This window comes from Aminobacter anthyllidis, assembly GCF_018555685.1.
Taxonomy (GTDB): Bacteria; Pseudomonadota; Alphaproteobacteria; order Rhizobiales; family Rhizobiaceae; genus Aminobacter; species Aminobacter anthyllidis.
In genome coordinates this window covers 389,114-408,315 of record NZ_JAFLWW010000002.1, presented here as the reverse complement: position 1 = coordinate 408,315, position 19,202 = coordinate 389,114, and the positions used below count along the sequence as shown (strand labels likewise).

The following is a 19,202-nucleotide window of genomic DNA, read 5'->3' as shown; positions in this document are numbered from 1 at the left end:
TGGTGCAGGTGCTTTCGGTCACGCCCGAGATTTTCCCGCTGATCAAGACCGGCGGGCTTGCCGACGTGACCGGCGCTCTGCCGGAGGCACTGAACGGGCTCGGCGTCAGGACGCGCAGCCTGGTGCCGGGTTATCCTGTCGTGATGGGCGCGCTGAAGAAAAAGAAAGCGCTTCATCAATACGCGGTCCTGCAGGGCGGCAAGGCTGCGCTCCATGCCGCCGAGATCGGCGGCCTCGACATGCTGGTGCTCGACGCGCCGCATCTGTTCGACCGGCCGGGCGGTCCCTATGGCGACGCCACGGGTGCTGACTGGCAGGACAACTGGCGGCGCTTTGCGGCGTTGGGTAGAGTCGGTGCCGATATCGCCGCCGGGGCGCTCAAGGACTACAAGCCCGACATAGTCCATGCGCATGATTGGCAATCGGCAATGACGCTCGCCTACATGCGCTACGGCGAGGCGGCGAATGTCCCGTCGGTGATGACCGTCCACAATCTGGCATTCCAGGGCCAGTTTGCTTCCAGCATCTTTGCCGGGCTGGGACTGCCGCAGCAGGCGATGGCGCTTGATGGCATCGAGTATTACGGCGGCGTCGGTTTTCTCAAGGCCGGGCTGCAAGCCGCATGGGCGATCACCACGGTGAGCCCGACCTATGCCCAGGAGATCAGGTCGCCGGCCTTCGGCATGGGACTCGACGGGCTGATCAACCTGCGCGCAGGCGAACTGCACGGCATCGTCAACGGCATCGACGACGATATCTGGAACCCCGAGACCGACAAGCATCTCGCCGCGACCTACACGGCAAAGAACCTGAAGGGCCGCAAAGCCAACAAGCGGGCTATCGAAGAGCGCATGACGCTCGATCGCGACGACGGCCCGATCTATTGCGTGGTCAGCCGCCTGACCTGGCAAAAGGGCATCGACATCCTGGCGTCGATCATCGATCCGGTTGTCGCCTCCGGCGCACGTCTGGCGATCCTGGGATCGGGCGATGCCGGACTGGAAGGTGCGCTGCTGGCCGCGGCGAACCGCCATCGCGGCCGCGTTGGCGTCGTCATCGGTTATGACGAGGGGCTGTCGCACCTGCTGCAGGGCGGCGCCGACGGCATTTTGATCCCGTCGCGGTTTGAGCCCTGCGGACTGACCCAGCTCTATGGGCTGCGTTATGGCTGCGTGCCAATCGTTGCCCGCACCGGCGGACTTGCTGATACGGTCATCGACGCCAACGAGGCAGCGGTCGCGGCCGGTGTCGCTACCGGCTTCCAGTTCACGCCGGAAGATGCCGGCGCGTTCCACCATGCCATCCTTCGCGCCAACGCGCTCTATGCCGATCCGGCCGGCTGGACCTCGCTGCAGCGGCAGGGCATGAAATCGGATGTCTCCTGGGATCGAAGCGCCCAGAAATATGCCGCACTTTACCGCATGCTTCTCTCAAAAAGGGATGCCTGAATGATTCGTACCGTCTCCACCACGCCTTATGACGACCAGAAGCCGGGCACTTCAGGCCTGCGCAAGAAGGTGCCGGTCTTCCAGCAGCCGAACTATGCCGAGAACTTCATCCAGTCGGTGTTCGATTCGCTTGAAGGCTTCGCCGGCAAGACGCTGGTGGTCGGCGGCGATGGCCGCTTCTACAATCGCGAGGTGATCCAGAAGGTCATCGCCATGGCGGTGGCAAACGGTTTCGGCCGCGTCGTGGTCGGGCAGGGTGGCATCCTGTCGACCCCGGCGGCATCAAACCTGATTCGCAAGCGCAAGGCCTTCGGCGGGCTTATCCTGTCGGCCAGCCACAATCCCGGTGGTCCGCATGAGGATTTCGGCATCAAGTACAATGCCGAAAACGGCGGTCCCGCTCCGGAGAAGATGACCGACGCGATCTACGCCCGCAGCAAGACGATCTCAAGCTACAAGATCGCCGATGTCGGTCAGGTCGATCTCGACCGCACCGGCACGTTCGAAGTCGGCGGGATCAAGGTGGAGATCGTCGATCCCGTGGCCGATTACGCCGCCTTAATGGAAACGCTGTTCGATTTTGATGCGCTACGCGCGCTGTTCAAGTCGGGCTTCCGCATGCGCTTCGACGCCATGCACGCGGTGACCGGGCCTTATGCCAAGGAAATCCTGGAGCGCCGGCTCGGTGCTGCAGAAGGAACGGCGCGCAATTTCGTGCCGCTCGAGGATTTCGGCGGCCACCATCCGGACCCGAACCTGGTCCATGCCAAGCATCTCTATGACGAGATGATGGGACCGAACGCCCCGGACTTTGGTGCTGCTTCCGACGGTGACGGCGACCGCAACCTGGTCATCGGCCGCGGCATCTTCATCACGCCGTCGGATTCGCTGGCGATGCTGGCGGCCAACGCCCATCTCGCGCCGGGCTACAAGTCAGGGCTCAAGGGCATTGCGCGTTCGATGCCGACGAGCGGTGCGGCCGATCGTGTCGCCGAGAAACTGGGCATCAGCATCTACGAGACGCCGACCGGCTGGAAGTTCTTCGGCAACCTGCTCGACGCGGGCATGGCGACGATCTGCGGCGAGGAAAGCGCCGGCACCGGTTCCGACCATGTCCGTGAGAAGGATGGGTTGTGGGCCGTGCTGCTGTGGCTCAACATTCTTGCCGTGCGCGGCGAGAGCGCCAAGGACATCGTTGCCAAGCATTGGGCGACCTACGGCCAGAACTACTATTCGCGCCACGATTACGAAGAGGTCGAAACCGACAAGGCCAATGCGCTGGTCGATGAGCTGCGCGGCAAGCTGGCGTCCCTGCCGGGAACCAGCGTGCAGGGTATGAAGATCGTGAGTGCCGACGACTTCGCCTACAACGACCCGGTCGATGGCTCGGTGAGCAAGAACCAGGGCATCCGCGTGCTGTTCGAGGGTGGCTCGCGCGTTGTCTTCCGCCTTTCGGGCACTGGGACCTCAGGCGCGACGCTGCGCGTCTATATCGAACGCTACGAACCCGATCCGTCACGGCACGGACAGGACACGCAGGCAGCGCTTGCCGATCTGATCCTGGCCGCCGACGACATTGCCGGCATCCGGAGCCATACCGGCCGCGACAGGCCGAGCGTCATCACCTGATGCCAATGGGCGCAGCGGCTGAATATCGGCCGCGGTTCGGCGCGACCGTTACCGAGAGCGGCATCCGCTTTGCCGCCTGGTCCGGTGCCGCTGAACGCATGTGGGTGTCGATCTTCGGCGCGGACAGCAGGGCCGAAACAGATCGGCTGGAGCTTCAGCGCGAGAGCGAGGGGGTTTTCGCGCTGTCGGTTCCGGGGCTTGGCGAGGGTACCCGCTACGGCTTCCGCGCCGATGGGCGATGGGCGCCGAACGAGGGCCTCTGGTTTGATCCAGACAAGCTGCTGGTAGATCCATATGCCGCCAGCATCGACCGTGCCTATCGGTACGATGGCCGGTTGGCTGCGCCACGCGGGCAGGGCCGCGATACGGCCCAACTGATGCCGAAAGCGGTGGCGACCACGCTTCAGGTCGTGCCACCCGCGGCGCCGATTTTCCGACCAAGCGGGCTGATCTACGAAGTTCCGGTGCGGGCCTTTTCGATGGCGCATCCGGGCGTTCCAAAGAAGCTTCGCGGCACGCTCAGGGCTCTGGCCGAACCCGCTGTCATCGAACATCTGTTGAAGCTCGGGGTGTCGGCGGTCGAGTTGATGCCGGTGACGGCGACCATGGATGAGCGCCATTTGCCGCGCCTGGGTCTCACCAATGCCTGGGGCTACAATCCGGTGACCTTCATGGCGCTCGACCCGCGCCTGGCGCCTGGTGGCATGGCCGACCTGCGCGAAACGACGGCTGCGCTGCATGCCGCCGGCATTGGCGTCATCCTCGATCTGGTTTTCAATCACACCGCCGAAAGTGATGAACTCGGACCGACCCTGTCGCTGCGCGGTCTCGACAATCGAGCCTATTATCGCGAGGCCATCGCGGACCCCGGTCGATATGCCAACGACACCGGAACCGGCAACACGCTCGCCTGTGATCACCCCGTGGCGGGAAAACTGATCCTCGATAGCCTCAGGCACTTCGTCGTTCACGGCGGCGTTGATGGTTTCCGCTTTGATTTAGCTCCGGTGCTGGGACGGGTTGGAGGGGAGTTCACCGCCGATGCGCCGCTGCTTCAGGCGATGAGGGCCGATGCGATCATAAGCGACCGGATACTCATCGCAGAGCCATGGGACATCGGCCACAATGGCTATCGGCTGGGTGGCTTTCCCCAGAAATTCCTGGAGTGGAACGACCGCTATCGCGACGACGTCAGGCGGTTTTGGCGCGGCGATCGCGGCATGGTTGGTGCCCTGGCGACACGCCTTGCTGGGTCGTCGGACACCTTTGGTAGCGGCACGCAAACGCGAACCGTGAACTTCGTTGCCGCGCATGACGGCATGACGCTGGCCGACATCGTCCGCTACGAGCGCAAGCACAACGAGGCCAATGGCGAGCACAACCACGACGGCCACAACGAGAATTTTTCCTGGAACAACGGCGTCGAGGGCGAGAGCGGCGATCGTGAAATCGCCGCCGAGCGCGATCGCGACATACGTGCCTTGCTGGCAACGCTGTTTGCTTCGCGCGGCGCCATCATGCTGACAGCGGGCGACGAGTTTGGCCGGACCCAGCGCGGCAACAACAATGCCTACGCCCAGGACAACGAACTGACCTGGCTCGACTGGGCCCACCGCGACGTCGCGCTGGAGGACTTTGTGGCAGCCCTTGGCAGGCTGAGGCGAGAGGTGCCTGCGCTGGCGCAACTGGATTTCCTTCGAGGCGCGACCGTGGATGGCTCGCAGGTGCTCGACGTCGAATGGCTGACCGAGGCTGGTCGCCCGATGGGCGACGCCAACTGGCATGAACCCGACCGCCACCGGCTGGCGATGCTGCTTGGAAACGGCGACGTCGCCGGTGGCCGGCTCGCTGTCATGATCAATGGCACTCGGCGCGAAACGAATTTCGCCCTGCCGGCGCGCAAGGCCTTCGATTGGCTTTCGGCGATGAGCGAACCTAAGCCGAGCGGCGGGCGCTTCGTCGTGCCGGCGCGCAGTGTTGCATTTGCGATCGAACGGCCTGCGGCCGACAGCCAGGGAGATCAGCCATGACCCAGCAAGCCAGGCCTGGCGCCGACTGGTGGCGCGGGTGCGTCATCTATCAGGTCTATCCCCGCTCGTTCCAGGACAGCACCGGCGACGGCAGCGGTGACCTTGCCGGCATTACCAGGCGTTTACCGCACATCGCTTCGCTGGGTGTCGATGCCGTCTGGCTGTCGCCCTTCTTCAAGTCGCCAATGGCCGACATGGGCTACGACGTGTCAGATTATTGCGCTGTCGATCCGATGTTTGGCACGATGGGAGACTTTGACAGCATGATATCAGAGGCCCATCGGCTCGGGCTGAAGATCATCATCGACCAGGTGCTGTCGCATTCCTCCGACAAACATCCATGGTTTGTCGAAAGCCGGGCCAGCCGCGATAATCCCAAGGCCGACTGGTATGTCTGGGCGCAGCCAAAGCCTGACGGCACGGCTCCGAACAACTGGCTGTCGATCTTCGGCGGTCCGGGCTGGGAATGGGATTCGACGCGCAAGCAGTATTACCAGCACAACTTCCTCGCCTCGCAGCCTGACCTCAATTTCCACAATCCGGAAGTGCAGGACGCACTGCTGGAAACGGTGCGTTTCTGGCTCGATCGCGGCGTCGACGGCTTCAGGCTCGATACGGTGAATTTCTACGTCCACGACAAGTGGCTGCGCGACAACCCGCCTCTGCCGAAGAGCATTGCGGGCAAGAACGAGGAACCTAACCCTTACGAGTACCAGGACCACCTGTTCGACAAGACGCGGCCGGAAAACATCGCCTTCCTCGAGCGTTTTCGCGCGCTGCTCGACGAATATGGCAATCGCAGTTCCGTGGGCGAGGTCGGAGACGGCGAGCGATCGCTGCAGACAGTGGCGGCATACACGTCGGGCGGCGACAAGCTGCACATGTGCTACACGTTCGACCTGCTCGGCCCGAAATTCTCTGCCGCTCATGTCCACAAGTGCATTGCCGATTTCGAAGCGGCGGTGACGGACGGATGGGTCTGCTGGGCTTTTTCCAACCACGACGTGATCCGCCACGTCACACGCTGGACGAGGCTTGGCGGCGATCCGGAGGCCGTGGCGAAGTTCTCGGTTGCATTGCTTGCTTGCCTGCGCGGCTCGATCTGCATCTACCAGGGTGAGGAGCTTGGCTTGGAAGAGGCCGAACTCGCTTTCGAAGACCTGCGCGATCCCTATGGCATCCGCTTCTGGCCAGGCTTCAAGGGTCGCGACGGGTGTCGCACGCCAATGGTCTGGGAGGCGCAGGCCGAACAGGGCGGCTTTTCGGACGGCAAGCCGTGGTTGCCGATTCCGGCCGCCCATCGTGCCCTGGCCGTCGACCGCCAGCAGCACGATGCGGAATCAGTTCTGTGTCGTTACAGGGCAGTGCTTGAGGCCCGCAGGATGCTTCCGGTACTTATCCACGGCTCGATTTCCCTGCTGGATACAGAGGGCGACGTGCTCGCTTTCGTGCGTGAGGTGGGGGACGAACGGCTGCTGTGCGTCTTCAACTTTTCCGAGAAAAATGCCTCATGGCCGGTTCCGGCAAGGCTTGGCGGCGTGAGCCCGCTACAGTTTCCCGGAGCGTTAGGTGAAGTCGAAAAAGACCGTATCACCTTGGCCCCGCTCGATTACTTTATCGGGCGCTTTGTTTGAACTCGCTCAAGTTGACTTTAGGTGAGCACGAGTCGTGTTGAAAATAAAAATTGTCGTGTCTAGTGTCAGCCACCGCTGGCGGTAGGGAGCCGCCGGCTCGCTCAACGAAACCGGAAAAATCCGGCATTCGGGCGCTAACCAGGCGAGGCCGTGTTTACGGGGAACACGCCTATTTGGGAGAAGGAAAACATGCTGAAGAACATGCTGAAAGCGACAGTGTTCGCTACGACGCTTGCGCTGTCTACTGGAGCGTTGTCCGTTCCGGCTTTTGCGGAGGTCGTCTTTAATCGCGGCAATTCGGCCGATCCGGAATCGCTTGATCCGCACAAGACATCGACCGTCTACGAAGCTCACATCCTGCGTGACCTGTTCGAGGGTCTTGTGATGCAGGACAAGGATGCCGAAATCATTCCCGGTGCAGCCGAGAGCTGGACCGTTTCGGATGACGGCACTGTCTACACCTTCAAGCTTCGCCAGGGCGCTACCTGGTCGGACGGCAGCCCGGTTACCGCCGAAGACTTCGTCTACTCCTTCCGTCGCCTTGAGGATCCGGCCACCGGCGCCGAATATGCCTCGATGCTTTATGTCGTGAAGAACGGCGAAGAAGTGAACACCGGCAAGGCCAAGCCCGAGGAACTCGGCGTCAAGGCCATCGATGCCAACACCTTCGAAGTGACCCTCAAGGCACCGACCCCGTACTTCCTTGAAATGCTGACGCACCAGTCGACCTACCCGGTGAACAAGGCAGCGATCGACAAGCTCGGCGCTGACTGGATCAAGGCGGGCAACCTGGTTTCAAACGGCGCGTTCACGCTCGCAGAATTCGTCCCGAACGATCACATCAAGCTCGTCAAGAACCCCAAGTTCCATGACGCCGCCAATGTGAAGCTCGACGCCGTCAACTACTTCCCCACGGAAGACCGCTCGACCGCCATCAAGCGCTTCGAGGCCGGCGAACTCGACTCCAACGACGATATCCCGACCGAGCAGATGGCTGACCTGAAAGCCAAGTTCGGCGATCAGCTGCGTATCGGCGCCTATCTGGGCACCTACTACTACGCGATCAAGACGGACAAGGCCCCGTGGGACAATGTCGAGCTGCGCAATGCAGTGTCGATGGCAATCGATCGCGACTTCCTGGCCGAGAAGGTCTGGCAGAACTCGATGATCCCCGGTTACTCGATGGTCCCGCCCGGTATCGAGGGCTACACTTCGGCACTGGCGACCTTCGCCGACAAGTCGCAGATCGACCGCGAGGATGAAGCCAAGAAGGTCCTTGAGAAGCTCGGCTACGGTCCTGACAAGCCGCTGAAGATGGAGATCCGCTACAACACGTCGGAGAACCACAAGAATACGGCGGTCGCGATCCAGGAACAGCTCAAGCCGCTCGGCATTGAGGTGACCCTGCTCAACACCGACACCAAGACCCACTACGGTCATCTAGAGCAGAAGGGTGACTTTGACGTCGCTCGTGCTGGCTGGATCGCGGACTACAAGGATCCGGAAAGCTTCCTCGGCATCTCACGCAAGGCCTCGGGCAACAACTACTCGAACTACGATAGCCCGAAGTTTGAAGAGGCGATGAACAAGGCAGCTGCCGCTGGTGGCAAGCCGGAAGAACGCCTGAAGGAAATGGCTGCCGCGGAACGCATCCTGATCGATGACGTCGGCCAGATCCCGCTGCTCTACTACAGCTACAAGAACCTCGTTTCGCCCAAGATCAAGGGCTTCGACGAGAACGTCATGGACGTTCATCCTTCGCGCTTCGTCAGCAAGGACTAGTCCCGGCTCTTCCGTCGCCCCCTGAAAACGGGGGCGACGGTCCCGGCTAACCTGCGAAGGCGTGGTAGCTATGTTTCTTTATGTATTCCGGCGGCTTCTGACCGCCATACCGACGATGTTCGTCATCGTCACGCTGGCCTTTTTCCTGATCCGCGTCGCCCCAGGCGGCCCATTCAATCAGGAGCGTGGTCTCAGTCCCGAGATCAAGGCCAACCTCGAAGCGCAATTCGGTCTTAACGATCCGATCTGGCTTCAATACGTCAACTATCTCAATAACCTGCTGCACGGTAACTTCGGGCCCAGCTACAACCTGCCCGACTTCACCGTCACCGAGCTGTTCGCCAACGGCCTGCCGATCTCTGTTCAGCTTGGCCTGTCGGCGCTTGTTCTGGCGCTTGCCGTCGGAACGGTACTTGGCATCGTTGCGGCCCTCAACCAGAACAAGCTTGGCGATTATTCGGTGATCGCGCTTGCCACCGCGGGCAGCACGATCCCGACCTTCGTCATCGCCCCTGTCATCCAGCTGCTTTTTGGCCTGACCTGGAAGCTGCTGCCGATAGGTGGCTGGGGAGACGGCGCATGGATCAACAAGATCGGTCCGATCCTGACGCTTTCATTGCCGCAGATCGCCATCGTGGCGCGGCTGATGCGCGGGTCGATGATCGAGTCGCTGCGCTCCAACCATATCCGCACGGCGCGGGCCCTGGGCCTGTCCGACTGGTCGGTGGTGGTCAAGCATGCGCTGAGAGGCGCTGTCCTGCCCATCGTGTCGTACTCGGGTCCTGCTGCCGCCGCTCTGCTCACCGGTTCGATCATCGTCGAGACCATTTTCGCCATTCCCGGCATCGGTCGGTACTTCGTCGATGCGGCTTTGAACCGTGACTACACGCTGGTGATGGGCACTGTGGTGGTGATCGCGATGTTTACGATCGCCTTCAACCTGATCGTCGATATTCTCTATGCCTTCTTCGATCCGAGGGTGCGCTATGACTGACACAGCCATTACCGCGCCTGTCGTCGGGCGATCGCTTTGGGGCGATGCCTGGGCACGCCTCAAGGCCAACAAGGCTGCCATGTTCAGCCTGTTTTACCTGATTGCGATGGCGACCGTCTGTATCATCGGGCCGTTCTTCGTGCCGCATCAATACACGACGATCTATGCCGACTACGTCAGGACACCGCCAAGTCTCTCGGCCTATCCAAAGCCGGAGATGATCGAAACCGCCATGACCGACGCTGTCAAACGGATGCGTGTCGACGTCAAGGAATGGCGCCAGGAAGGCGAACGGGTGTTCATCACCGTGACGTCGGCCAAACCGCTGGACGAACGCAACATCCGCTATCTCGACCGTTCCGATACGTTTGACAACGGCAAGCTTGAGAGCACATCCGCCGACGGGCTGACGGCTGTCATGAGTGCCACGATCAAGCAGAAGTACTTCCTCTTTGGTACGGACAATACCGGCCGCGACCTGCTGTCCCGAACGCTGATGGCTGGCCGCATCTCGCTGGCGATCGGCCTTCTGGCCGGCATTGTCGCCGTGGTCATTGGTGTCGTCTACGGCGCCACTGCTGGCTTCATGGGGGGCAAGACCGACGAGGTGATGATGCGCATCGTCGACGTGCTCTATTCACTTCCCTTCATCTTCTTCGTCATCATGCTGGTCGTGTTCTTCGGGCGAAACTTCGTGCTGATGTTCTTAGCTGTGGGAGCGGTGCTGTGGCTCGACATGGCGCGCATCGTGCGTGGCCAGGCATTGTCGATCCGTCGGCAGGAGTATGTGCAGGCGGCGGAAGCACTCGGCGTCAGGTCGCGTGGCATCGTGCAGCGCCACGTCATCCCTAACCTGCTGGGGCCGGTGGTCATCTATATGACCTTGCTGGTGCCGCAGGTCATCATCCTGGAGAGCTTCCTTTCTTTCCTGGGGCTCGGCGTGCAGGAGCCGATGACGAGCTGGGGTGTGCTCATTTCCGTCGGAGCCAAGAACATCGGCACGGCCAACTGGCTGCTGTTGTTCCCGGCCTTCTTCCTGGTCTCGACGCTGTTCGCGCTGAATTTCATCGGCGACGGCCTGCGTGACGCTCTCGATCCGAAGGACAGGTGAGATGGCTGGAGAAACAATCCTTTCGGTCAAGGACCTGCGCGTTCGCTTCCGCACGCTCGACGGCGTTGTGGAAGCCGTGAAGGGCATCAACCTTCACGTCGACGCCGGCGAGACGGTAGCCGTGGTTGGCGAGTCCGGCTCCGGCAAGAGCCAGACGATGATGGCGGCGATGAGCCTGCTGGCCTCCAACGGCGAGGCAACAGGCGTTGTCGACTATCGTGGCAAGAACCTGCTGACACTCGGCAAATCGGAGCTCAACAAGGTCCGCGGCCGCAAGATCAGCATGATCTTCCAGGAGCCGATGACGTCGCTCGACCCGCTCTACACCATCGGCAACCAGCTGATGGAACCGATCCGCAAGCATCGTGGGTTGAGTGGTGCGGAGGCGCGCGCCGAAGCGCTCAGGCTGCTCGAACTGGTCAAGATTCCCGACCCCGAGCGCCGCCTGAAGTCATATCCGCACGAAATGTCGGGTGGCCAGCGTCAGCGCGTGATGATCGCCATGGCCCTTGCCAACGATCCCGACATCCTGATTGCCGATGAGCCCACGACAGCGCTCGATGTGACGATCCAGGCGCAGATCCTGATGCTGCTTGCCGAACTGCAGCGCAAGCTCGGCATGGCGATTGTCTTCATCACCCATGACCTCGGCATCGTGCGGCGCTTTGCCGACCGTGTCTATGTCATGCGCTACGGCGAGGTCGTCGAGGAGGGCAAGGCCGACGAACTGTTCGCCAATCCACAGCACGACTACACCAAGATGCTGTTGGCAGCCGAGCCGACCGGTCGCAAGTCAGCACCTGCCGACACCGCGCCGATCCTGCTGGAAGGGCGCAATGTCGAGGTCGAGTTCAAGATCGGTGGCGGCTTCCTTTCTGGTCCGCCAATGCTGCTGCGTGCGGTCGACCGCATTTCGGTGACGCTCAAGCAATGCCAGACGATCGGCATCGTTGGCGAGTCCGGATCGGGCAAGTCGACGCTGGGCCGTGCCTTGCTCAGGCTTCTGCCTAGCCAGGGCATGATCCGCTTCGGCGACAAGGATCTGTCAAAGGCCGACCGCGCCGAAATGCGTCCGCTGCGCCGGGAGCTTCAGCTGGTCTTCCAGGATCCGTTCGGTTCGCTGTCGCCGCGCATGACGGTGGGCCAGATCATCACGGAGGGCCTGCTCGTGCACGAGCCTTCGCTGTCGTCCAAGGAACGCGACAAGCGTGCGGTGGAAGCACTGCTCGAAGTTGGCCTCTCGCCTGATACGCGCAACCGCTATCCGCACGAGTTCTCCGGCGGCCAGCGCCAGCGTATCGCGATCGCGCGTGCGATGATCCTCAAGCCCAAGGTCGTCGTGCTTGATGAGCCGACCTCGGCGCTCGACCGGTCGGTGCAAAAGCAGATCGTCGAGCTGTTGCGCAAGCTGCAGGCTGACCACGATCTTTCCTACCTGTTCATCAGCCACGATCTGGCAGTAGTGCGCGCCATGTCGGACTACATCATCGTGATGAAGCAGGGAAAGATCGTCGAGGAGGGGCCGACCGAAGAGATTTTCGGTGCCCCGCGCGAAGCCTATACCAAGACCTTGATGGCGGCAGCTATCGACGAGACGAAGTTCCGCCTGTCTGCATGACGGTGTCTACCTCGGCTACAGCTTGCTGAAATAATGAACTCGCCCGGAGATCGACTTCTCCGGGCGAGTTCGCTTTCAGAGGACGAGAACCGAACGGCCGCAGTTTACGCCGTGGACCCGGACATCGGCTTCGCCGACCTTCACGCCCACAAGCGAAAGAACGTTGTACAGCAGGTCGTCGATGGGCGCCGTGACCCCAGACAGCAGCCCAACGATGGCGGATTTGACCGCTGCGTCGGTTGGCACGAACAGCCCCAGGCCGAGGCCCAACACCTTGAGCTCGATGTCGAGCGTCAGTCCACTCAGCAATGAGGCGGTCAGGGACTGCGTCAGGTTGCGGGTCGACACCGACTTGATTTTGCGGGTGTCAATGTCGCTCTTGTTGAAAGTGAGGGTCGTCGGCGTCATGTTGCCGATCCGGACATTGGCGGCACCCTTCACGTCAACAGTGAGGACGTTAAGGCCGACCGGGTTGAGCTTCACGAGCTGTGCGGGCTGTACCACCGGTCGCTTGGTGAAGACCTTGAGTTCAGCCGGGTTGATATCGCCAAGCCAGATTTCCGCGACCCCAGGCTGGGCAGCAACCGTCACGATCGCGCTTGCCGGCTTGCCTGTGGGGCAGGAGACGCTTTTGAGCTGGGCTTCGGCATATGCCAGTTCGACATAGAGCGGCACGCGGACCGATCCACCCAGCACGCTGTCGACCAGCCCGCCGGAGCCGCCGACAGTGACGACGAGTTGTAGCCTGGTCTGCGCTGTGCGCACGATCTTGCCCGGCTCACCTACCGCAAACCAGCTATACCCCTGTGGCGGTTCGCCGATGGCGACGTTCAGCTTGACGCTAACGAGCCCAGGCACACCGGCGCCAAGGTCGACAGCGACCTGGTTCTTGCCGTTGGCGATCGCGGCCGCGGCTCCCAACAGCTCCATGATGCCGACATTGGCGTCCAGTCCCGCGGCCCCACGGCCAGTCGAGAGTTTGCCGATTGCTCCGAGATCAATGTAGTTCGCCAGTGGCACCTTGAGTGAGCCTGGAATATGGGCTCCCAAAAGCTTGGCGAGGGCGATGTCGGCATCCCTGTCTTTCGTCACCGTGGCGAGGGCCGACAATATCTGCCCGACAGTTGCCTCAGCCTGCAGAACCTCGCTGTAAGTGCCAGCCGTCAGGTTCAGTTCGGTCTTCAGGGCGTCGATGAACTGTAGCGCGTTGACGTCGACGCCGAGCAGCGCATTGTAGTCCATCACGTTGAGCGAAAGGGTCGTGCCCAACAAACCGCCGAGCACACTGTTGAGCAGGCCACCATTGAGGCTGGCAAGCCTGGAGCCGACGGAGAATGCAGCTTCGGCAGGTGCCGTGGCGACTGCGGTCGTGACGATCTTCCGATCGCCCATCAGCGCGTTGGCAAAATAGGTCGTGCCGTCCTTCGAATAGGTGACACGCACGGCGTTGGGCGGCGTCGCGCCGACGACAAAGCGCGTGGAGGCTGCGACTGTTGGGTCGGCCGCATAGCGCCCCTTTTCGACAAGTACCCGCTGGTAGCCGGCAGTCATCGATTGGGCGTTGGCATCGCCCACCAGGACAACATTCTTCTGTCGATTGTTGGTGAACACCTTCAATACGGCGGCATCGGCCTTGGCGATGTTGGCGGCGGCATAGATCGCGGCGAGGTCCGTGACCGATTGCGCCTCGCGGCGCTCGACATAAAGCGAACCTTCGTCGACCGCCAGGGCCGCCGCGGCCAGGCCGATCGGCAATGACAGGGCAAACATGGTTGCCATGTTGCCTTTTCGCGAGCCGCGGAACTCAGCCAGTCTGCGGAGAATTGTTGTTAACATTCAGATGCCCCCCACCCGAATTGTCGAACTGCGTTTAATCGTCTGTTCCGGCATCGGCAGCATCGGAAGCAGATTCCAGATTGGAAGCTGGCGAGCGTCGTAGCTCAACGAAACAACGAACTGTTCGCTGTCATTGACATTGTCTTTGACGTCGACTGTCAGTTTTGACTTGTCGATGAGAACGTAGCCGTCAGCGTTGAGATCGATGTATCTCTGAGCGAGCGTCTTGCGCTCAGTCTCGTTGAGCCCGCCGATGGCGGTTCGGGCTGCGTCGGCTGCCATCTGCTGGACGGAATGCAGGGCGCCAAAGTAAATGCCGTAAGCAATCATCCCAAAGACGAGAAGGATGAAGACCGGTGCGACAATTGCAAATTCTATTGCCGACGTGCCGGATTTTGAGTGAAGGAAGCGGCCGGTATCAGGTGGGCGCACACGGAGCAGTAGGCTTCTAACCCATCTGCCTAGGAAGCCGATCCGTTCTGTAAATGACTCGGACCCGTCTGCAGCCAGTTTGTGGCGGTGGCGCGATGCGCGCCAAACTCCTGGGTTCTTGCTCGCCGCAAGGGCCGAAAGTCCGTGGAAATATTGTTTGCATGCAAAGTATTTATGCTCAATCATATGCCACCTGTTTGGCGTCTGCCAAGATCTTTTGTCCCTCTGGTCAGAGATGAACAAGATCAACGTCAGAGTGACCTCAGAAGATTATCGATTTGCTAATATGCTGCTTCGATGTGGCGAATGACCAAGAAAGGCTCAATTCGCGTGCTAAAATCAGCTTAAAATGTTCAGCGATATGTATGAGATTTGTCGTTTATTGTTAGAATTCGACTGTAGTGAAAAGTTGTATGTTTAGGGAGACAAGAACAACGCAACTCTCGATTGTCGCCAGGCGTGCTTGTAACGCTCATGGCAAGACGTTGCTTGAGATGAACGCCGACGTCTGACTGGCTGCCGCGCAGCTCGCGCAAAGGTCGGCACCTATCGCTAAGCCTAAAGAATTGAGATTTCGGGATTTTTCTGGTCGGAGTGGCAGGATTCGAACCTGCGACCCCATCGTCCCGAACGATGTGCGCTACCAGGCTGCGCTACACTCCGTGACCAGTGGGCGGGCTTATAGCCGCCGCTTCTGGTTCCTGCAAGCGCCAAAGGTTCGACTGGCGCAATTTTTCGCAAGTGAGTAATCTTATTGCGCTTTTAAGCCTTTATGCTGCCGTGGCGGGAGGGGACAGTGCCCCGATCTTGCGGTATTCGATGCCGAAATAGAATCTATGCGCAGCCATGGCGCAGGAGTGCAGTCGTGAATTTCAAGCCGGTCGCCCAAGCATCTCCCAATACGTTCGAATTCGAGACGCGCGCACTGGTCAAGCCGACCGGTTTTCGCGAATACGATGCGCGCTGGTGGTTTGGTCATCCAAGCTCGACCAAGGAGCCGGAACTCAATCTGATCGGTGTCCAGGCGCTCGGCATGGGCATCGGTACGTTGATCCGGCGTCTAGGCGCTGGACCCGACATCGTTGTCGGCCACGATTTCCGTTCCTACTCGATGTCGATCAAGCTGGCGCTGGTGTCGGGTCTTCTGGCGGCTGGCGCGCGCGTCAAGGATATCGGGCTTGCGCTGTCGCCGATGGCCTACTTTGCCCAGTTCGCGCTCGACACACCGTCGGTCGCCATGGTGACGGCCTCGCATAATGAAAATGGCTGGACCGGCGTGAAGATGGGCGCACAGCGGCCGCTGACCTTCGGGCCTGACGAGATGTCGGCGCTCAAGGAGATCGTGCTCGATGGCGACTTCGAGCTGATCGGCGGCGGCACCTACGAATTCGTGCCGGATTTCCGCAAGACCTATATCGATGACCTTGTTGCCGGCAAGCGTATCACCCGCAAGCTGAAGGTGGTCGCCGCCTGTGGCAACGGCACAGCGGGTGCCTTTGCTCCCGAAGCGCTTGAGCGCATCGGCTGTGAGGTCATCCCGCTCGATGTCGAGCTCGACCATACCTTCCCACGCTACAATCCGAACCCGGAGGACATGAAGATGCTGCATGCCATCCGCGACAAGGTGCTGGAAACCGGCGCGGATGTTGGCCTTGGCTTCGACGGCGACGGCGACCGCTGCGGGGTGGTCGACAATGAGGGTAACGAGATCTTTGCCGACAAGGTCGGCGTCATGCTCGCGCGCGACATCTCGGCGCTCTATCCCAACTCAACCTTCGTCGTAGACGTGAAGTCCACCGGCCTGTTCAACACCGACAAGGTGTTGGCCGACAATGGCGCCAAGACGGATTACTGGAAGACCGGGCACTCCTATCTCAAGCGCCGCGTCGCCGAACTCGGCGCCATCGCCGGATTCGAAAAGTCAGGGCATTTTTTCTTCAACCCGCCGATCGGTCGCGGTTACGACGATGGCATCGTCACGGCAATCGCCGTGTGCCAGATGCTCGACCGCAGCCCTAGCAAGTCGATGGCCGACCTCTACCGCGATCTGCCGCTGACCTATGGCACGCCGACCATGTCGCCGCATTGCGACGACGAGCTGAAATATGGCGTCGTCGACAAGGTCGTCGCCGATTTCGAGACGATGAAGCGCAACGGCGAGACTTTCGCCGGCCAGAAGATCGTCGACCTGGTGACCGTCAATGGCGTACGCGTCGTTGCCGAGGATGGAACCTGGGGGTTGGTACGGGCATCGTCCAACAAGCCGGAACTGGTCGTGGTGGTCGAAAGCCCGGTATCTTCGGAGCGCCGCCGAGAGATGTTCGAAGGCGTCGATGCGGTTTTGCGGCGCAATCCGTCTGTCGGCGCCTACAACCAGACCTTTTGAGGGAGCGGGCATGGCCGGCAGGATCGTCAGTTTTGTCATGAGCGGCGGCGTGGGGTCGCGGCTGTGGCCGCTGTCGCGCGAAGACAACCCCAAGCAGTTCCATGACCTGTCGGGCGACGGCTCGATGCTGGTCAAGACGCTGAAGCGGCTTGCCGCGCGCGACGACGGCGAGACCCCGATCTATCTGATCGCCTCTGAGCGCCATGCGGCGCGCGTTCGCGCCGATCTGGCGGCGATCGATCTTGCCGGCGGCGGCGCGATTTTCGAGCCGACGGGCCGCAATACGGCCGCAGCCGTGGCAATCGCCGCGTTGCAGACGATCAAGACCTATGGCGACGGTGTCGTGCTGGTGGTGCCTTCGGACCACGAGATTTCAACGCAACGACAGTTCTGGGATACTGTCGAGCGCGGCGTGCCTGCGGCCAATGCCGGACGCCTTGTCGTGTTCGGCATCAAGCCGGCGACGCCTGAGACCGGCTACGGCTACATCGAAGTTGGTGGCGAAAGCGGCGACGTGGCCGACGTCACCCGTTTTGTCGAAAAGCCGGACCTGGCGACCGCCGAAGCGTACCTCGCGGCAGGCAATTTCTTCTGGAACGCCGGCATCTTTCTGTTCAAGGCGAGCGCAATGCGCGATGCCTTCCTCAAGCATCAGCCTGAGATCTGGCAGAAAGCGGAAACGGCATTCAAGGCCGCGACCAGCGATCTCTCGGGCGTCTACATGCCACTGGAGGCATATCAGGATATTCCGTCCAACTCGATCGATTACGCCATCATGGAACGCACCAGCGGCATTGCCATGGTACCGGCGAGCTTCCGCTGGAACGACCTTGGTTCCTGGCAGTCGCTGCTCGACGTCAGCCCCTCCGACAAGAACGGCAATGTCATTGTCGGCGACGTTGTCGCCATCGACTGCGAGAACTCCTATCTGCGCGGCGAGGGGCGGCTGCTTTCGGCCATCGGTCTCAAGGATGTAGCCATCGTCTCGACCTCCGACGCGACTTTTGTTGCGCCGGTCAGCCACAGCCAGAACGTCAAGAGGATCGTCGAGCAGCTCGAAAAAAGCGGTCGCCTCGAGACCAAATTCACGCCGGCGCATGGTCGCGTGATCGCCAACGGCGCCTGGCGCCGACGCGTGCAGCATTGGCTGATGGAAGAGACGCTGCCGCTGTGGTCAACTGTCGGCGTCGACGAGCAGTTTGGCGGCTTCTACGAGGCACTGGGCTTCGATGCAAGGCCGCTGGCCAAGCCGAAACGCATGCGCACCATGGCGCGCCAAGTCTATGCTTTCGCGGTGGCCAAGCAACGTGGCTGGGACGGCAATGCCGACCAACTGATCGACCACGGTATTCGTTTCATGGCCGACAAGGGGCGTACCGACCGCGGCGGCTGGGTGCGTACGCTCAACCCGGACGGCAGTGTCCTGGATCCGATCGAGGACGCCTACGACCACGCTTGCGTGCTGCTGGCACTGGCCCATGCCCATCGTTCGGGCAACGCCGAGGCGCTGGGGCTGGCCACCGAAACTTTTGCCTTCCTCGACAAGCACCTCGAGGACGAGCGCATGACCGGCTTCATGGAAAGCCCGGATGGCGAAGGCGTGCGCCGCTCGAACCCGCATATGCACCTGCTCGAGGCGTTCCTCGCCTGGCATGCTGTGACAGGCGACCGCGCCTATCTGCGCCGGGCCGCCCGCATCATCGATCTGTTCCGCAGCCACTTCTTCGAGGTCGACAGCTGGACGCTGGGCGAATTCTTCGATCGCGACTGGCATCCCGCCGCCGGCGAAAAAGGCCAGTGGACCGAGCCCGGCCATCACTTCGAGTGGGCTTCCTTGCTGGTCGACTTCGCCGACAAGAGCGGCCAGAAGGATCTGGTTGCCTTCGGGCGCAAGCTCTATGCCTCGGCGGTGGCGAACGGCCTCAACCGTGCGACGGGGCTCGCCTACGGGGCGGTGTCGAGGCAGGGCCTGCCGCTCGACAATATTTCACGCAGCTGGCCGCAGACAGAAGCAATCAAGGCGGCCGTGGCGCTCGACGGCACCGGTGGTCCTGACCTCAAGCCGGAGATCGAAGCGCGTGTCGGCCGCCTGTTCCGCTGGCACATCGACCCGGCGCCGCAGGGCCTGTGGATCGACCAGATCGACGAGCGCGGCCGCTCGCTGGCCAAGGAAGTGCCGGCCAGCATCTTCTACCACCTGGTGACGGCACTGACGCAGTATCTCGACAAGACCGAGGACGTCGCGCACTAACTTCGAACCAACAAAAAAGCCGGCCAATTGGCCGGCTTTTGCTTTCCAGAC

The 19,202-nt window shown here is 61.4% G+C and carries 12 protein-coding genes and 1 tRNA gene; 10 read left to right on the top strand and 3 right to left on the bottom strand.

The features are described from left to right. The first annotated feature begins 2 nt into the window (after positions 1 to 2). From glgA to J1C56_RS07075, 8 genes are all read left to right on the top strand, one after another. Positions 3 to 1,448: a glycogen synthase GlgA gene (gene glgA, locus J1C56_RS07110; protein WP_214387386.1), complete on the top strand. Its 1,446-nt coding sequence runs from the start codon at positions 3 to 5 to the stop codon at positions 1,446 to 1,448. Further along, a complete protein-coding gene (locus J1C56_RS07105) occupies positions 1,449 to 3,077 on the top strand; it encodes an alpha-D-glucose phosphate-specific phosphoglucomutase (RefSeq protein WP_214387384.1) in 1,629 nt (542 codons plus the stop codon). After that, entirely contained in the window at positions 3,077 to 5,107 is a 2,031-nt protein-coding gene (gene glgX / locus J1C56_RS07100) for a glycogen debranching protein GlgX (protein WP_214387382.1), read from the top strand. The genes J1C56_RS07105 and glgX overlap by 1 nt, the downstream gene beginning before the upstream one ends. Then, positions 5,104 to 6,741, top strand: a complete 1,638-nt coding sequence (gene bglA / locus J1C56_RS07095; protein ID WP_214387380.1) for a beta-galactosidase BglA — start codon at positions 5,104 to 5,106, stop codon at positions 6,739 to 6,741. Before glgX ends, bglA begins: the two co-directional genes overlap by 4 nt. A 189-nt stretch (positions 6,742 to 6,930) precedes the next feature. After that, positions 6,931 to 8,523, top strand: a complete 1,593-nt coding sequence (locus tag J1C56_RS07090) for a peptide ABC transporter substrate-binding protein (RefSeq protein ID WP_214387378.1) — start codon at positions 6,931 to 6,933, stop codon at positions 8,521 to 8,523. A gap of 70 nt (positions 8,524 to 8,593) precedes the next feature. Beyond that, positions 8,594 to 9,517, top strand: a complete 924-nt coding sequence (locus tag J1C56_RS07085) for an ABC transporter permease subunit (protein ID WP_214387376.1) — start codon at positions 8,594 to 8,596, stop codon at positions 9,515 to 9,517. Then, entirely contained in the window at positions 9,510 to 10,628 is a 1,119-nt protein-coding gene (locus J1C56_RS07080; RefSeq protein WP_214387374.1) for an ABC transporter permease, read from the top strand. Before J1C56_RS07085 ends, J1C56_RS07080 begins: the two co-directional genes overlap by 8 nt. A gap of 1 nt (position 10,629) precedes the next feature. Further along, positions 10,630 to 12,246, top strand: coding sequence for an ABC transporter ATP-binding protein (locus J1C56_RS07075; protein ID WP_214387372.1), 1,617 nt, complete (start codon positions 10,630 to 10,632; stop codon positions 12,244 to 12,246). Between the two features lie 75 nt (positions 12,247 to 12,321). Here J1C56_RS07075 and J1C56_RS07070 read toward each other — a convergent pair whose 3' ends face one another. The 3 genes from J1C56_RS07070 to J1C56_RS07060 all read right to left on the bottom strand — a co-directional run bounded on the left by J1C56_RS07070 (position 12,322) and on the right by J1C56_RS07060 (position 15,177). After that, positions 12,322 to 14,025, bottom strand: a complete 1,704-nt coding sequence (locus J1C56_RS07070; RefSeq protein ID WP_246591202.1) for a pilus assembly protein TadG-related protein — start codon at positions 14,023 to 14,025, stop codon at positions 12,322 to 12,324. 57 nt (positions 14,026 to 14,082) lie between these two features. After that, complete coding sequence (locus J1C56_RS07065) at positions 14,083 to 14,700, bottom strand: TadE/TadG family type IV pilus assembly protein (RefSeq protein ID WP_214387367.1); 618 nt, start codon at positions 14,698 to 14,700, stop codon at positions 14,083 to 14,085. Positions 14,701 to 15,100: 400 nt separating this feature from the next. After that, a tRNA-Pro gene (locus J1C56_RS07060) sits at positions 15,101 to 15,177 on the bottom strand. 202 nt (positions 15,178 to 15,379) lie between these two features. Here J1C56_RS07060 and J1C56_RS07055 point away from each other — a divergent pair. Together J1C56_RS07055 and J1C56_RS07050 are read left to right on the top strand one after the other, a co-directional pair. Beyond that, entirely contained in the window at positions 15,380 to 16,900 is a 1,521-nt protein-coding gene (locus J1C56_RS07055; RefSeq protein ID WP_214387365.1) for a phosphomannomutase/phosphoglucomutase, read from the top strand. 10 nt (positions 16,901 to 16,910) lie between these two features. Continuing rightward, positions 16,911 to 19,151, top strand: a complete 2,241-nt coding sequence (locus tag J1C56_RS07050) for a mannose-1-phosphate guanylyltransferase/mannose-6-phosphate isomerase (protein ID WP_214387363.1) — start codon at positions 16,911 to 16,913, stop codon at positions 19,149 to 19,151. The last annotated feature ends 51 nt before the right edge of the window (positions 19,152 to 19,202 follow it).

Excerpts from the sequence above, each read along its gene's own strand:
- J1C56_RS07050 (WP_214387363.1), top strand. The coding sequence starts at position 16,911 with ATGGCCGGCAGGATCGTCAGTTTTGTCATGAGCGGCGGCGTGGGGTCG.
- J1C56_RS07070 (WP_246591202.1), bottom strand. The coding sequence starts at position 14,025 with ATGGCAACCATGTTTGCCCTGTCATTGCCGATCGGCCTGGCCGCGGCG.
- J1C56_RS07065 (WP_214387367.1), bottom strand. The coding sequence starts at position 14,700 with ATGATTGAGCATAAATACTTTGCATGCAAACAATATTTCCACGGACTT.
- J1C56_RS07080 (WP_214387374.1), top strand. The coding sequence starts at position 9,510 with ATGACTGACACAGCCATTACCGCGCCTGTCGTCGGGCGATCGCTTTGG.
- glgX (WP_214387382.1), top strand. The coding sequence starts at position 3,077 with ATGCCAATGGGCGCAGCGGCTGAATATCGGCCGCGGTTCGGCGCGACC.
- J1C56_RS07085 (WP_214387376.1), top strand. The coding sequence starts at position 8,594 with ATGTTTCTTTATGTATTCCGGCGGCTTCTGACCGCCATACCGACGATG.
- J1C56_RS07105 (WP_214387384.1), top strand. The coding sequence starts at position 1,449 with ATGATTCGTACCGTCTCCACCACGCCTTATGACGACCAGAAGCCGGGC.
- J1C56_RS07090 (WP_214387378.1), top strand. The coding sequence starts at position 6,931 with ATGCTGAAGAACATGCTGAAAGCGACAGTGTTCGCTACGACGCTTGCG.
- bglA (WP_214387380.1), top strand. The coding sequence starts at position 5,104 with ATGACCCAGCAAGCCAGGCCTGGCGCCGACTGGTGGCGCGGGTGCGTC.
- J1C56_RS07075 (WP_214387372.1), top strand. The coding sequence starts at position 10,630 with ATGGCTGGAGAAACAATCCTTTCGGTCAAGGACCTGCGCGTTCGCTTC.